Genomic DNA, 14,028 nt, shown 5'->3' with positions numbered 1-14,028 from the left:
CCTTGCTGTTACCTTCGGTAGCTCACAGGTAACCAGGAGGTCGCGCCGGCGCGGTAGTCGCCCGGTGTCAACGCGTCCGCACCGCCGTTGTGTCCCGTGCACAGCGCTCGGACGAAGAGGGGCGAGGCTCTTGACCGTCACCGATCAGCGCGAGCCCGTCGCCGGGATCCTGCGCGCCATGGCCGCCGACGCGGACGTACGCGGGGAACTCGTGCACGCCGCGCGGACCCACTCCCCCGAGGTGGCCCGGCTCCGCGAGGACGACACCCGCCGGCACGTCACCGCCATGGTCCGCGCCGCGGGCGGATGGCTCGGCACCCTCGACCGGGTGGACGAGCAGGATTTCGGCGCCGCGCTGGGACTGGGCACCGACCGGGCGGCCCAGGGCGTCCCCATGACCTCCGTACTGCGCGGCGTGCAGGCCGGGCTGACCCGCGCGGTGGAGATCACCGTCGACCGCAGCCGCTCGGCCGGGGTGCCCGACGGGATGCTGCTGACCGCGGTCCTGCGATTGAAGGAGTACGGCGACGCGGTCGAGCGCCATGTCATCAACGGTTACCGCGCGGCGGAGCGCGGCCTGCCGGCGACCGCGGAGGGCGCGGCCCGGGCCCGGCTGCTGCGGCAGGTGCTCGTGAACGGCGTGGTGCCCGCTCCACGGGACCTGTCCGGGGCCGGGTTACGGCCGGACGGCGCGTACCACTGCCTCGTCGCGGACGCCCGTGACCCCGGGGCCGTTCGGCTGCCGGCGCGCGGGATCGCCGCGCTGGTCGAGGAGCGGCTCGCGGGTCTGCTGCCGTGCCGTCCGGCGGGCCCGGTCGCGGACGGCGCGGGGCCGCTCGCCGTGATCTCCCCCGCCGTCCCCCTGGCCGGGGCGGGCGCGGCGTACCGCCTCTGCCTGCTGGCGCTGCGGGTCGGCGCGCGCGGCGGGCGCCGCGGTCTGCACGACCTCACCGACCTCGCGGGCGAGACGGCACTGGGGGAACAGCCGTTGCTGGGCGTCTACTTGAGCGACCGACTGCTGGGCGCCCTCGACCCGGCGGACGACTTCCACCGGCAACTCGCCCTCACCGCACTGGCGTTCCTCGACCACGGCCGGCGGCTGGACCAGACCGCGGCCGCCCTGTTCACCCATCCCAACACCGTCCGCTACCGGCTCGCGCGGCTGCGCCGGATCACGGGCGGCTCCCCGGCGGATCCCGCTGCCGAGGGCCCCTCCGGCCCGATGGCCGCGCTGCACTGGTGGTGGGCGCTGTCGACGTGGCTGCGGCCCGGCACGGAGCCGGAACCGCCGTTCAGTCCGTCGCCGTAGGGGTAGGGGTGCCGCGGTTCCGCCACCTGCCGAGCAGCGTCCGGGCGGCGTACTCGCCCACGAGGATGCCCAGCAGGCCGACGAGGGAGATCCACGGCGGGGCGGGCGACCGGACGCCCAACAGCCAGTAGAGGACGCCCGCGAGGAGTCCCGCCGCGAAGGACACGGCGCCGTTCCTGGCCAGGGTCCTCATGCGAACGACTCCAGCAGCCCGTAGCCGATCAGCATCCCGGCCAGGCCCACCAGGCACACGAACGGCGGCGCGGGCGACCTGACCCGCAGGAGCCCGTACATCACACCCACGACCAGGCCCGCGCCGAGTGAACTGACGTACCCCACGCAGGCCCTCGCTCCCGTACGCACGACGTGGACGTTTTGTCCCTTTGTAGCAGGACGCGCGACGGCTTCCGCGTCCCGACGCGGGGGCAGGGCCCCGGAAGCGGCGCGACGGCGGCGCGACGAGTGCGTCGCGCCGCCGCCGGATGCCGGGGCGTGAGGCCGGAGCCGGGGCGGAGGTCAGGCCGCGGCGGCCGTGGAGCCGAGGCGCTCGATGACCTCGGTCAGGCCGGCGACCACCTCGGCGTCGTCGACCGGGTGCGTCTCCGCGAAGCGGACCACCGAGCCGGGGATGGAGAGCTTGACGTCCTCGAGCACCGCGGCGCCCGCGATGCGGGCCGCCTTGCGGGCCTCGTCCTGCGCCCAGACGCCGCCGTACTGGCCGTAGGAGGTACCCACGACGGCGACCGGCTTGCCGGTCAGCGCGCCCTGGCCGTGCGGGCGGGACAGCCAGTCGATCGCGTTCTTCAGCACCGCCGGGATGGTGCCGTTGTACTCGGGCGAGAAGAGCAGGAGGGCGTCGGCCTCGGCCGTGACGGCGCGCAGGCGGGCGGCGGCCTCCGGCACCGCACCCTCCACGTCGAGGTCCTCGTTGTAGAAGGGGATCTCGGCCAGCCCCTCGTACAGCTCGATCTCGACGCCGGCCGGGGCGTGCTTGACGGCGGCCTCGGCGAGCTGGCGGTTGTGGGAGCCGGCGCGGAGGCTGCCGACGAGCGCGAGGATGCGGACAGACATGGGGGGTCTCCCGGAGAGCAGAGTGCGAATAAGCGGACCGCGGTCCGGTTCACCTTTCTAGCACCTAAACGGACCGTGGTCCACTTACCTCTCACCGCTAGGCTGTGGCCATGACCGAGCCGCCCCCGGCCATCCGCGCCGCATTCGACGCCGTCACGGCGGACATCGCGCTGACCGCGATCGGCGAGCAGCCCCGGCTGCGGGCCGACGCCGCGCGCAACCGGCGGCGCCTGCTCGAAGTGGCCGCCGAGCTCTCCGCCGAGCACGGGGCCGCCAACGTGACCATGGAGGCCGTCGCCGCCGCCGCGGGAGTCGGCAAGGGCACGGTCTTCCGGCGGTTCGGCGACCGCGCGGGGCTGATGGTGGCGCTCCTGGACCACCACGAGCAGCAGATCCAGGCGGCCTTCCTCATGGGGCCCCCGCCGCTGGGGCCGGACGCCCCGCCGCTCGACCGCCTGCGCGCCTTCGGGCCGGCGGTGATCCGCCACGAGCACACGTTCCGCGACCTGTACACCGCGGTGGCGGCACATCCGCGCCGCCGGTTCAACCCGTCGTACCACGTCAAGCACACCCATATCGCCCTGCTGCTGCGGGAGTCGGGGGCACCGGGGGACATCGAGCTCGTCGCGCACACCCTGCTCGGCTACCTCAACACCACGCTCGACGACTACCTGATCAGCGGCCGCGGGATGCCCCTGGAACGCCTGAACTCCGGCTGGCACGACCTCGTGACATGCCTGACCGGCGGGAAGTAGGCCGATGACGCGGCAGGCCGAGCGGGCACCGGCCGGGGACAACCGGCCCACGACGGAGACGCCCCGGACGGGACGGTCCCGGGCACGGCTACGGGCCGGAATGCGGACCGGGGTGCGGGCCGTGGCGCGGATCCTGGTCAATCTCGCCCTCGGGGTGCCGGCCGTCGTGCCGCTGTATTGCGCCTGGTGGCTGCTGACCGAGTACCTGCCGATGGACTGCCGCAGCGTCTCCGACGCCTCCGCGCCCGGTTTCTCCGGTACCTGCGACTACCACGTGCTCGACCACGCCGGTCCCGTGATGTTCCTGCTCGCGCTCTCCGGGCTCTTCGTCCTGGCCCTGGTCCTCCTGGTCGACGTGGCCGTCCCCCGTTCCAAGGGACGCCCGGTGCGCCCGTGGGCCCTCGCGGGACTGGTGGTCCCGGTCCCGTTCCTCGCGCTTCTGGCGGCCCTCCACGCATGACGTGATCCCGACAGACGTCGTAAAGACGCCGCCGCCCCACCTGCGGTTTCCTCTCTCTTGAAACGTTCAAGTCGCTAGCATGCGGCGGACATTGGACGGATCTAGCGTGAAGGACCCATGTGAGACCGCTCTTTCGGGGCCGATCAGGCCTGCAGTCCATCGCGGGCGCCGCGGGCGTCGCGGCCGTGCTGATGGTGATCCCACCGGCATCGGCCAGTGACCACGCCACCGCTCCCACCCCCACGAAGCGCACCGCGACCGTCAAGGGAGCGCCCTCAGGCTCTCCTTCACGGACCGTCACCCTTCTCACCGGCGACCGCGTGACCCTCACCCCCGGCGGCTCCGGCCCGGCCTCCCTCACCGTGGAGGGCCCGGACGGCGGGCGCGCCGATGCCCGCATCACCACTCAGGGCGGCGACACCTACGTCTACCCGGCCGCGGCCGAGCGCTACGTGGCCGCCGGGCTCCTCGACACCGACCTGTTCAACGTCACCCGGCTGATAGCCGACGGCTACGACGACGGACGCTCCCACGGTCTGCCCGTCATCCTCACCTACGCCTCCGACGCCCGCCGCAGGCTCGCGGCCCCGGCCCTTCCCGAAGGCGCCACCGGCGCGCGGGCGCTGACCAGCATCGGCGGCACGGCCCTCACCGAGAGCCACGACCGCGCCGCGGACTTCTGGGCGGACCTCACACGGCAGGCGCCCGCACGGACCGCGGCCAAGGCCACGGCCACCACAGCCGCCAAGGCCGCGGCGGACCGCCCCGCGCTGACCGGCGACGTCCGCAAGGTCTGGCTCGACGGCAAGGTCAGCGCGGACCTCGCGGACAGCGTCGCGCAGATCGGCGCCCCCGAGGTGTGGGCAGGCGGCGACACCGGGCAGGGCGTGGACGTGGCCGTCCTGGACACCGGCTACGACACCGGCCACCCCGACCTCGACGGCGTGGTCGCCGACTCCCGCAGCTTCGTCCCCGGCCAGGACGTCACCGACCACCACGGGCACGGCACCCATGTGGCCTCGACCATCGCCGGCAACGGCGCGGCGTCCGGCGGCAAGGAGAAGGGCGTCGCCCCCGGCGTGCGGCTGCACGTGGGCAAGGTTCTCGACAACGCCGGCAGCGGCTCGGACTCGTGGATCATCAGCGGCATGGAGTGGGCCGCCCGCGACGCCAAGGCGCGCGTGGTCAGCCTGAGCCTCGGCAGCGACCGGCCGTCCGACGGCACGGACCCGATGAGCCAGGCCGTGAACCAACTCAGCGCCGAGACGGGCGCGTTGTTCACCATCGCGGCTGGCAACGCCGGCCCTGGCGAGGCCACCGTCGCCGCTCCCGGCGCGGCGGACGCGGCCCTCACGGTCGGCGCCGTGGACGCCTCCGACACCGTCGCCGACTTCTCCAGCCGCGGTCCCCGCTTCCGGGACGACGCGCTCAAGCCGGAGGTCACCGCCCCCGGGGTGGACATCCTGGCCGCCCGCTCGCAGTACGCGACCTTCGGGTCCGGCCCGTACGCCACGCTGAGCGGCACCTCCATGGCGACCCCGCATGTGGCGGGCGTCGCCGCCCTCGTCGCGGCCCGGCACCCGGACTGGTCCGGCGCCACGATCAAGAACGCCCTGGTCAGCACCGCCGAGCCGACGCCCGCCAACCCCGCCGACGCGGGCGGCAACGGCCGGGTCGACGCGGTCGCCGCCACCGGGAGCACCCTGGTGGCCACCGGAGTCGCCGACGCCGGCATCCACTCCCTCGGCGGCGCGCCCGGCGAGACGGTGACCCGGACGATCGAGTGGACCAACCCCGGGGACAACCCGCTCACCCTCAGCGCGCGCGTCGACGCGCCGGACGCCCCGGAGGGCCTGTTCTCCCTGACGGAACGTCAACTCACAGTGCCCGCGCACGGCACGGCCTCCACCACCGTGACCACCGTGCTGGACCGCGCTCCGGCCGGAGGCCGCTACACCGGCCAGGTCGAGGCCACCGTGGACGGCAAGGTCGTCACCCGCACCCTGCTCGCCGTCAGCACCCGCGAGGAGATGCACCATCTGCGGGTCCACGTCACCGACCGCGCCGGCGACCCCGTCTCGGACCTCGTGATGTACCAGCGCAAGGGCGACGAGTACGCCCAGGCCGCCTACAGCGACCTCGACGGCACGCTCGACGCGGTCGTGCCGTCCGGCACGTACACGGTGTGGACCTGGATCGCCGTCCGCGGGACGCACGGTGAGTCCTCGTTCGGCCGGGCCCTGCTGGCAAAGACCGGCGTCCAGATGCGCGGCACGGACACCGACGCCGTGCTCGACGGCACGAAGCTGCGCAGGACCGAGGTCGTCACCCCGCGGACGTCCACGGACAGCGACATCCGCATGGACTTCAGCCAGTCCTTCAAGGACGGCACCCCCGCCATCACCGACACGGTGACCGTCGGCGACGGCTTCGACAGCGTGTGGGCGCTGCCCGTCGGCAAGCCGGCCGGCGGCGATCTGGCATACACCGTCCGCTGGCGCATGCAGCAGCCGCTGCTCGCCCTCACCGCCGGTTCGCAGGAGTTCGACGACCTGTGGCTGCAGCCCGGTTCCGGCCGCCCGGCCGAGGGCACCCGCACCCTGCCGGCCGTGTTCGCGGGCGACGGCACGGCCGCGGAGTACGCGGCCGCGGGCGCCAAGGGCAAGGTCGCCGTGGTCCGGTACGTACAACCGCCGGACGATGACGACGATGACGAAGACGAACGGTCCGCGGCGACCGCCGCGGCCGATGACCAGTACACCGCCGCGCAGAAGGCGGGCGTCGCCCTGCTGGTGGTGGTCAACGACCTGGGCGGCCGGCTGCGCGAACCGGTGCGCCGTACCGACCTCGTCATCGCCGGCATCTCGCACACCGAGGGCGAGACCCTGATCGGCCGCATCCAGGACAGCCGCACGGGCTCCGTGCCGATGCGGGTCGCCGGGCACGCCGAGACGGGCTACCTGTACGACCTGGTGCGCACCTGGCACGGCGGCATCCCGGCGAGCCGGCGCTACGCGCCCGCCGAGCGCGACCTCGCCCGGGTCGACGTCGGCTTCCGGAACGAACCCGGCACCGAGGTCGACGAGTTCCGCTACGACATCCAGCCGTACCTCGGGGTGAAGGTGGGCGGGCAGCGCCTGTCGACCGCCGGGGCGGAGCGCACCGACTGGGTCACGCCCGCGGGCGAGGCCACCTGGATGGAGGAGGCCTCCAACGGCATCCGTTCCATGCAGTTCTCCGGGCTGGCCGGCTACCCGGCCGGCCGCACCACGCACGTCCAGTGGTTCGGTCCCGTCGAGCACCCGCGGATCAACGAGAGCCAGCAGCTGCCGCAGCGCACCGGCGACCGGCTTGAGGTGACCGTGCCCGGCTGGGGCGACGGCGGCCGCGACCACGCGGGCATCGTGGGCCCGGGCAGCACGTCCCAGGTCAACGAGCTCTACCGGAACGGCACCCTGGTCACCCGCACCGACGGCACCTGGCTGGGCACCGACCTGCCGGGCGCCTCGGCCCGCTACCGCCTGGTGACCTCCACCGAGCGGACGGAGGGCTATCCGTACTCGACGGCCACGCGCACCGAGTGGGCCTTTTCCTCGGCCACCCCGCACGGGGACGGCGCGCGGACGCTCCCGCTGCCGCAACTCGACTACGGGATCACGACCCGGGCGGACGGCACGGCGCGGCGGGACGCCGAACTCGTCGTGACGCCTTCACAGTTGCCCGGCGTGGCCCGTGCGTCGCTGCGCACGGACTCCGTCGAGGTCTCGTACGACGACGGGCGCACCTGGCGCAAGTCCTCGCTCCGGTCCGCCGGTTCCGGGGCCGCCCGCGTCCGGCTCGACGCCCCGCGGGGCGCCGCGTTCCTGTCGCTGCGGGTCCGGGCGTCGGACACGCGCGGCAACACCGTGACGCAGACGGTTCTGCGGGCCACCGGGCTCGCCTGACCACCTGTCGCTCGCCTGGAGGTGCCGGTCCCCGCCGCGGGGCCGGCACCTCCGGTGTTCCGGGGTGCCGGCCGGCCGCGTCAGGTGCCGGGCATCCGCTCGCCGAGTACGGGGAGCAGTTGCAGCTTCTCGTAGCTCCGTCGGTTCGCGGCCGGGCCCTGACGGGCCCCGGAACCGCTCACCACCAGATTCGGCGCCGCCGCCGCGCCGATGAAGGCATCACCGATCCAGGGAGCGCCGGTCCCCCCTTCCGATCGCTGCCGGCCCGGCCAGGCCGGCGCGGCAGGGTGGGCCGTGCGTCTGGGGCGAGGCGGCCGCGGCGGGGCCAGGGGCGCGGACGTGCGGTCCGCCTCAGCCGTGCCCCCGCTCGTGGGCCGGCGGCGGCGCACCGCCCATCATGCGCAGCATGCGGCCTCCACCGGTGGTCAGGAAACGCGCCAGCAGGACCGCGGCGAGGGCGAGGAAGGCGATGTTGAGCCAGGTGGTGTAGTTCCAGCGGACGCCGTCGGTGGGGACACGCGCCTGCGAGGGGTCGGGAATCAGGCCGAGGCTGCCGAAGAGGAACTCGACCACGTAGCCGGCCACGACCATGGCGACGTAGAAGGTGCCGAGCAGGAACAGCGCCATCCGCGTGCCGTAGTACTTCCGGTAGATGTTCAGGATCGGCAGAATCAGCAGGTCGGCGAAGATGAAGGAGACGACGCCCCCGAAGCTGATGCCACCGGTCCACAGGACCACCGCGAGCGGCACGTTGCCGATGGAGCAGACGAACGAGGCGATGGCCACGACGGGGCCGATGAGCGGTCCCCAGATCTTGGCGGCGAGCGGGTGGTCCTCGAAGAAGAAGGCCTGCCAGAAGGCGTCGGGGACCCAGGCGGCCACCGCACCGGCGATGAGCAGGCCCACCACGAGGTCCCGCAGGATCGCGGCCCACTCCATCACGAAGACGTGCGAGGTGACGGTGAAGCCCTCGGGTGAGAGCAGCCGGCGCATGAACGGCCCCTCGCGCCGAACGGTCATGTCCATCACCGCGTGCCCCTCCATCGACCCGGCGAGGCCCCGGTCGGCCTGTTCGCGGGCCTGCCGCAGCAGGCCGGGCCGGAGCAGCCGGCGGAAGAGCACCGCCAGGACGAGGATCATGATGGGCCCGCCGACGAACTCGGCGACCGTGAACTCCCATCCCATCAGCAGGGCGAGGATGAAGCCCAGCTCGATCACGAGGTTGGTGGAGGCGATCTCCAGGGTCATCGCGGCGGTGAAGCTCGCCCCCTTGCGGAACAGCGAGCGCGCCAGGGCGACGGCGGCATAGGAGCACGAGGAGGAGGCCGCCCCCAGTCCTGCGGCGATCACCAGGGTCCGCGGGCGGTCGTCGCCGAGCAGGGCGACGACGCTCTCCTTTCGGGCCACGGCCTGGACGACCGCGGAGAGGGCGAAGCCCAGGATCAGGGCCCAGGTGATCTCCCAGGTCATCGATCCGGCGATCGACAGCGCATGCAGTACGGCGTCCACGTCCCGCAGTCTCCCCCGCGCCCGGGCACGAAGGCGCGGTACGACACCGGCGGGATCGCCGCCGGCACCGGCCGGCACCGCACATCCGGTCCGGGCACCCTGTCCGGACCGGACGGGAGGCCCGCGGTCACTCCTTCGTCGAGCCGGCCAGCATCCCGGACACGAGCGTGCGCTGCGAGAAGAGGAAGAGCACCAGCACCGGCAGGATCGCCACGATGATCGCGAGCGCCAGTTCGGGCACGGTGATGTCCAGACCCGCGCCCGCCACCGGGTTGAACGAGGGGGTGGAGGACAGCAGTTGGTTCAGGCCCACCTGCACCGGGAACTCGTCGCTGTTGGGCAGGACCAGATACGGCAGGAAGAAGTTGTTCCAGTTGCCGACGAAGCTGAAGAACGCCACCAGCCCGACGACGGGTTTCGCCAGCGGCAACGCGATGCGGGCGAAGACCTGCCACTCGGTGCACCCGTCGATGCGGGCGGCCGCCAGCAGTTCGCGCGGCAGGCTGGTCGCGAAGTAGATGTACACGAGGTACACCCCGAACGGGTAGAACGAGAAGGGCAGGATCACCGACCATGCCGTCCCGATCAGGTGGAAGCGGTTGAGCTCCAGGAAGATCGGCAGCACCAGCGCGGCGGACGGCATGATCATGGTGACGAGCGTGATCGTGAGCAGGGTGCGGCGGCCCCTGAAGCGCGTCAGCGCCAGCCCGTACCCGGCGGGGACGCTGGTGAGCAGGGTCAGCACCAGCGAGGCGCCGGAGTAGACGGCGGAGTTGCGCAGCCAGGTGAGCATCGCGCCGTCCTGGAAGGCGAACAGGTGCCGCCAGGACGCGCCGATCCGGGCGAACGAGCCGAAGGACAGCGGCGCGTCGTGGATCATCTGGTCGGCGGTCTTCGAGGGTGCGAGCAGCAGCCACAGGACCGGCAGCACGAAGAAGACCAGCAGGGCGGTGAGCAGCACGCCGATCACCAGGACCGACAGGGCACGGGACGGCGCGGGGCGGCGACCGGTCGCCGGAGCACGAACGGGGGCGGGAGCGGGAGCGGAGAGCGTCATTTCTCGTCCATCGTGAACATGTTGCTGCGGGAGACCAGCAGCCCGGCGCAGATCAGGCCGAGCGCGAGCAGGAAGACCGAGATGGCGGCGGCGCCGTTGAAGTCGCCCTGCTGGAAGGCGAAGACGTAGGCCAGCTGGTTGGGGGACCAGGTCGGGCTGACCCGGCCCAGGCTCGCGGTCTGGAGCAGTTGCGGCTCCACGAAGAGCTGGGTGCCGCCGGCGAACGCGAGCATCGCCATGTACACGATCCACTGCCGGATCATGGGGATCTGGATGTGCCACGCCGTCTGCCACGGCCCGGCACCGTCCACCCGCGCCGCCTCCAGGACCTCGTCCGGGATGTTGTTGAGCGCCCCGTACATCACGACCATCCAGCCGCCGGCGCCGGTCCAGAAGGCGATCAGCATGAAGATCACCGGCAGGTCCCCGGGGGCGAGCACCTCGGCGAAGGTGTGGAAGCCGAGCGCGTGCAGCAGTCCGGAGGCCGGGCTGACCTCAGGATCGAGCATGAACAGCCAGACCAGGACGCTCGCCACGCCGGCCAGCGCGCCGGGGATGTAGTACAGGAAGCGCAGCAGCGCCGACAGCCCCGGGCGCATGCGTCCGCGCAGGGCGACGGCGGTCACCACCGTCAGAACGATCAGCACGATCAGCCACATCACCAGGTAGAGCGCGATGTTGGTGAACGCGGGCACGAAGCGGTAGTCCTGGGCGACCTTGACGAACTGGTTGAGGCCGGTGAACTGGCCGCGGTCATTGGTCACCGACAGGTAGAGGGCGTATCCGGTGGGGAAGACGCCGAAGGCGAGCAGCAGGACCGAGTAGCCGGCGACGAAGAGGTAGCCGGCGGGGCCGCCGCCCCTCCCCCGCCGCGGCCTGACACCGGGGCGGGGGGCGGGGACGGCGACCTGCGGGGTGTCGAGCAGGGTCATTGCGTGGTCACCTTGTAGCCGTGGGCCTTGGCCTCGTCGGCGATGGCGGACTGCCAGGCGGGCAGCGTCGCGGTGAGCGACTTGCCGGCCGTCAGCGCCGGGAGGACGACGCCGGACCAGGCGGTGGCGTCGCTGAAGCGGGTGTTGCCCCAGCCCGTCCAGACCTCGTCGGCGGCCTGCTGGAACGCGGGGCCGACGTCGCCCGCGAAGTACTTCTTGATGTCGGGGTTGGCGAGCCAGACCTTGGCCGCGGGAGCGTACGCGGGGTAGGTGGGCGCCTTGCCCTGGTTGGCGTCGGAGGTCGTCAGCCAGGTGACGAGATCCGCGGACGCCTTGAGGTTGGCGCTGTGGGCCGACACCATCCACACACCGCCGCCGACATTGCCGGTGGCGCGGGTCGACTCACCGGGCCAGGACAGCGGCGGGGCCGCGGCGATCTGGCCCGCCGGCACCTTGAAGGCGGCGTTGAACAGGTACTGGCCGTACCAGGAGGGCCCGTACGCCATGGCCACCTTGCGCCCGCTGGTCTTGGCGAAGCCCTGGCTGAAGAAGCCCTGGGTGCTGACGGCCTTGGCGGAGATGAGGGAGTCCAGCAGCTTGCTCATACGGGTGCACTTCTCGTCCTGGAGCGCGACCCGCAGATGGCCGGAGTCCTTGAGGTCGAAGGCCGGGCACCGGCTGGACCACAGGTACGACTCCTGCGAGTTGGTGTCGCCGACCGAGCCGGAGAGATAACCGGGGTGCTCCTTGGCGATCTTCTCGCCGAGCGCCTGGTACTCCGGCCAGGTGGTGGGCACCTGGTAACCCCACTGGTCGAAGAGCGACTTGTTGTACCAGAGCACGACCTGGGCGATGTCGTTGCGCAGGCAGTAGGTGTGCCCGCCGGCCTGGCAGGGGGCGAGGGAGCCCTTGGCGAAGTTGCCGAGTGTGGCCTGCGGGACCAGGTCCTGGTCGAGCGGCGCGGCGAACGGGACCGCCCCCGGCTTGGTGGGAGTGGTCGCCCAGGTGACGTCGGTGGGGGTGCCGAAGACGACGTCCGGCCAGCCCTTCCCGGTGCGGTCGAAGAGCTGCACCTTGGTCTGCAGGTAACTCGAGCCGTCGGCGCCGCCGTCGTAGGTGACGATGTTCAGCTTCGCGTCGGGGTGGGTCTTCTGGTACTCCTGCACGGCGGGCAGCCGGGTGGAGTCCGCCCAGACGGTGACCGTGGCGCCGCCGTCCTGCTTGACGGGCTTGAACGCGCCGGTGCCGGCGTCCTTGGAGGTGCTGGTGTCGGCGCTGGCGCAGCCGGCGAGGGCGGTGGCCGCGCACAGGGCGAGGACGGCGGCGGCCAGGGATCTGCGGCGGGGGCGGGCGGGGCGGGCGTGCGGGACTGCGGAAGACGTCATCGTCTTGCCTTTCTGATCTCACGTGCGGGTGAGCCGACTCAGCCGGTGGGTGCCTCGACGAAGCGGGCGAGTGCCGCGGGGTACTCGCAGTCGAGGGGAAGTGCGATCCCGGGGGCGGTGGGGGCGTGCACCGAGCCCTGGGCGTCGCATGCACAGGTGGTGATGGGGGATGTCCGAGCCGTGCACCTCGGCACGGATCCGGAAGGCGTCGGCCAGTGGGCGGTGCGCACGGCCCCCGGTGACGCCGCCGCGCAGGATGGTGCCCACCCGTACGCCGAAGGTGGCGGCGCCCGCCCTGATGACGTCGGCGAGGTTCATGTGCTCCCTGCGGGCGTCCCCCCACGCGTGGAGCTTGATACCGCGGTAGCCGGCGGCGAGGCACTGTTCGGCGACGTCGTGGAACTCCTCGGTGGTGGCGAAGGTGGACGTGAGGGCGTACGCCGGAATGCTCGGGTTACGACGCGGACGTGCGCCGGTCACCGGACGGCGGCCGGGGTGCGGTCGTCCCGCGCGGTGCGCGGTCGGGGGCCGGTTCGGACGGCGAGGGGCGGCCGGCCACGTTGAACAGGCGGTCGCGGATCTTCCGTTCGAACTGGGCCTGGGTGGTGTCGATGTGGGCGGCCATCAGCTCGGCCGCGGTGTCGGCCTCGCCGGCGGCGACCGCCTGGGCGATGGCGATGTGCTGGTTGCCCGCCACCTCCAGGGACCCGGGGACGTCCCCGTGGAAGAGCAGGACGTCCGACTGGGACACGAAGCGGCGGATGTTGGCGACGCTGGACCGCAGGAAGACGTTGTGGGCGGCGATGCCGACGGCGTCGTGGAAGAGCGCGTCCGCACGGGCGAACTCCTCGACCTCGCCCGCCGTCCCGGCGGTCAGCGATGCCTCCGCGTGCTCGCGCATCGTCCGGACCTCGATCGGCGTGGCGAGCGCCGCGGCGCGGCGAGCGGTCTCGGACTCGATGAGGCGCCGGTAGTCGAGGAGCATCAGCAGATGCTCCATGCTGGTCGGCTGGAAGTGGGCGAGCTGGTCGTCGGCGAGCGCCCCGGGTGAGGCGGCAACGAAGATGCCCGCTCCCTTGCGGACACTGAGGCGGCCGATGGCGGCCAGGACCTTGACCGCCTCGCGCGTCACATTGCGGGACGCGCCGAGGATCTCCGCCAGCCCCTGCTCGGTGGGCAGCCGGTCGCCCGGCATCAGGTTCTGCTCCGCGATGTAGGTCAGCAACTGCTCCGCGACGAGTTCGTACCCCGGGCGGTAACGGTCCGCCGTGTCGCTCGGTCCCGTGGGGTCGGGGGTGGGCGCTTCTGCCACGGGGGGATCTCCTCAACGAGTCGGATACTTCAGATGCTTCAGATCTATCGGCGCGGCCACTATGGCATCACGCCCGACGGACGGGAAGCATTCGGTGGCATTTTTCTCGAACAGGGTGCGGACGTCACACGAACCCGGCGCCGCAAACAGAACATTTGCGTACGGGCATTGCATCGACGGGCCGGCCATACGTATGGTCCTCTCGCCGAATGGAGCAGATGCTTCACATCCATTCATCCCTCGCACGGCGAGCGCGGGTCCCGGGCGGCTCCGTTGCCCGACTGCGCCCGTCCG

General features: G+C 72.4%; 13 protein-coding genes. 4 read left to right on the top strand and 9 right to left on the bottom strand.

Going from position 1 to position 14,028, the window contains the following annotated elements:
- Window positions 1-130: 130 nt before the first annotated feature.
- Window positions 131-1,309 carry a helix-turn-helix domain-containing protein gene (locus ACFWVC_RS13895; protein WP_384283921.1) on the top strand — a complete coding sequence of 393 codons (1,179 nt, stop codon included), beginning with the start codon at window positions 131-133 and terminating at the stop codon, window positions 1,307-1,309.
- On the opposite strand, the gene ACFWVC_RS13890 is transcribed toward ACFWVC_RS13895, so the two are convergent.
- From ACFWVC_RS13890 to ACFWVC_RS13880, 3 genes are all read right to left on the bottom strand, one after another.
- Complete coding sequence (locus ACFWVC_RS13890) at window positions 1,293-1,502, bottom strand: DUF1427 family protein (RefSeq protein WP_384283919.1); 210 nt, start codon at window positions 1,500-1,502, stop codon at window positions 1,293-1,295. The two genes, ACFWVC_RS13895 and ACFWVC_RS13890, sit on opposite strands and share 17 nt — an antisense overlap.
- Window positions 1,499-1,648, bottom strand: coding sequence for a DUF1427 family protein (locus tag ACFWVC_RS13885; RefSeq protein ID WP_384283917.1), 150 nt, complete (start codon window positions 1,646-1,648; stop codon window positions 1,499-1,501). The genes ACFWVC_RS13890 and ACFWVC_RS13885 overlap by 4 nt, the downstream gene beginning before the upstream one ends.
- A 177-nt stretch (window positions 1,649-1,825) precedes the next feature.
- Window positions 1,826-2,380 carry an NADPH-dependent FMN reductase gene (locus ACFWVC_RS13880; protein ID WP_384283915.1) on the bottom strand — a complete coding sequence of 185 codons (555 nt, stop codon included), beginning with the start codon at window positions 2,378-2,380 and terminating at the stop codon, window positions 1,826-1,828.
- A gap of 110 nt (window positions 2,381-2,490) precedes the next feature.
- Here ACFWVC_RS13880 and ACFWVC_RS13875 point away from each other — a divergent pair, with 110 nt between their 5' ends.
- The 3 genes from ACFWVC_RS13875 (at window position 2,491) to ACFWVC_RS13865 (ending at window position 7,539) form a co-directional block, all read left to right on the top strand.
- Window positions 2,491-3,135, top strand: coding sequence for a TetR/AcrR family transcriptional regulator (locus ACFWVC_RS13875; protein ID WP_384283913.1), 645 nt, complete (start codon window positions 2,491-2,493; stop codon window positions 3,133-3,135).
- A gap of 121 nt (window positions 3,136-3,256) precedes the next feature.
- Complete coding sequence (locus ACFWVC_RS13870) at window positions 3,257-3,595, top strand: hypothetical protein (RefSeq protein ID WP_384283911.1); 339 nt, start codon at window positions 3,257-3,259, stop codon at window positions 3,593-3,595.
- Between the two features lie 119 nt (window positions 3,596-3,714).
- The gene (locus ACFWVC_RS13865; protein WP_384283909.1) at window positions 3,715-7,539 is read left to right on the top strand and encodes a S8 family serine peptidase; all 3,825 of its coding nucleotides are present in this window, start codon (window positions 3,715-3,717) and stop codon (window positions 7,537-7,539) included.
- Between the two features lie 351 nt (window positions 7,540-7,890).
- Here the strand turns inward: ACFWVC_RS13865 and ACFWVC_RS13860 are convergent, their stop codons facing one another.
- From ACFWVC_RS13860 to ACFWVC_RS13835, 6 genes are all read right to left on the bottom strand, one after another.
- Window positions 7,891-9,048, bottom strand: coding sequence for a permease (locus ACFWVC_RS13860; RefSeq protein WP_384283907.1), 1,158 nt, complete (start codon window positions 9,046-9,048; stop codon window positions 7,891-7,893).
- 127 nt (window positions 9,049-9,175) lie between these two features.
- Entirely contained in the window at window positions 9,176-10,105 is a 930-nt protein-coding gene (locus ACFWVC_RS13855) for a carbohydrate ABC transporter permease (protein ID WP_384283905.1), read from the bottom strand.
- Entirely contained in the window at window positions 10,102-11,037 is a 936-nt protein-coding gene (locus ACFWVC_RS13850; RefSeq protein WP_384283903.1) for a carbohydrate ABC transporter permease, read from the bottom strand. Before ACFWVC_RS13850 ends, ACFWVC_RS13855 begins: the two co-directional genes overlap by 4 nt.
- Window positions 11,034-12,422, bottom strand: coding sequence for an ABC transporter substrate-binding protein (locus tag ACFWVC_RS13845; RefSeq protein WP_384283901.1), 1,389 nt, complete (start codon window positions 12,420-12,422; stop codon window positions 11,034-11,036). Before ACFWVC_RS13845 ends, ACFWVC_RS13850 begins: the two co-directional genes overlap by 4 nt.
- Before the next feature lie 18 nt (window positions 12,423-12,440).
- The gene (locus ACFWVC_RS13840) at window positions 12,441-12,902 is read right to left on the bottom strand and encodes a hypothetical protein (protein WP_384283900.1); all 462 of its coding nucleotides are present in this window, start codon (window positions 12,900-12,902) and stop codon (window positions 12,441-12,443) included.
- Window positions 12,877-13,734 carry a FadR/GntR family transcriptional regulator gene (locus tag ACFWVC_RS13835; protein WP_384283898.1) on the bottom strand — a complete coding sequence of 286 codons (858 nt, stop codon included), beginning with the start codon at window positions 13,732-13,734 and terminating at the stop codon, window positions 12,877-12,879. The genes ACFWVC_RS13840 and ACFWVC_RS13835 overlap by 26 nt, the downstream gene beginning before the upstream one ends.
- Between the last annotated feature and the right edge of the window lie 294 nt (window positions 13,735-14,028).

Source organism: Streptomyces sp. NPDC058691, from assembly GCF_042714775.1.
In the GTDB taxonomy this organism is placed as follows: Bacteria; Actinomycetota; Actinomycetes; order Streptomycetales; family Streptomycetaceae; genus Actinacidiphila.
This window is presented reverse-complemented; position numbering and strand designations above follow the sequence as displayed.

Coding starts and splice junctions, on each gene's coding strand:
- ACFWVC_RS13855 (WP_384283905.1), bottom strand. CDS start 10,105: ATGACGCTCTCCGCTCCCGCTCCCGCCCCCGTTCGTGCTCCGGCGACC.
- ACFWVC_RS13890 (WP_384283919.1), bottom strand. CDS start 1,502: ATGAGGACCCTGGCCAGGAACGGCGCCGTGTCCTTCGCGGCGGGACTC.
- ACFWVC_RS13880 (WP_384283915.1), bottom strand. CDS start 2,380: ATGTCTGTCCGCATCCTCGCGCTCGTCGGCAGCCTCCGCGCCGGCTCC.
- ACFWVC_RS13850 (WP_384283903.1), bottom strand. CDS start 11,037: ATGACCCTGCTCGACACCCCGCAGGTCGCCGTCCCCGCCCCCCGCCCC.
- ACFWVC_RS13875 (WP_384283913.1), top strand. CDS start 2,491: ATGACCGAGCCGCCCCCGGCCATCCGCGCCGCATTCGACGCCGTCACG.
- ACFWVC_RS13845 (WP_384283901.1), bottom strand. CDS start 12,422: ATGACGTCTTCCGCAGTCCCGCACGCCCGCCCCGCCCGCCCCCGCCGC.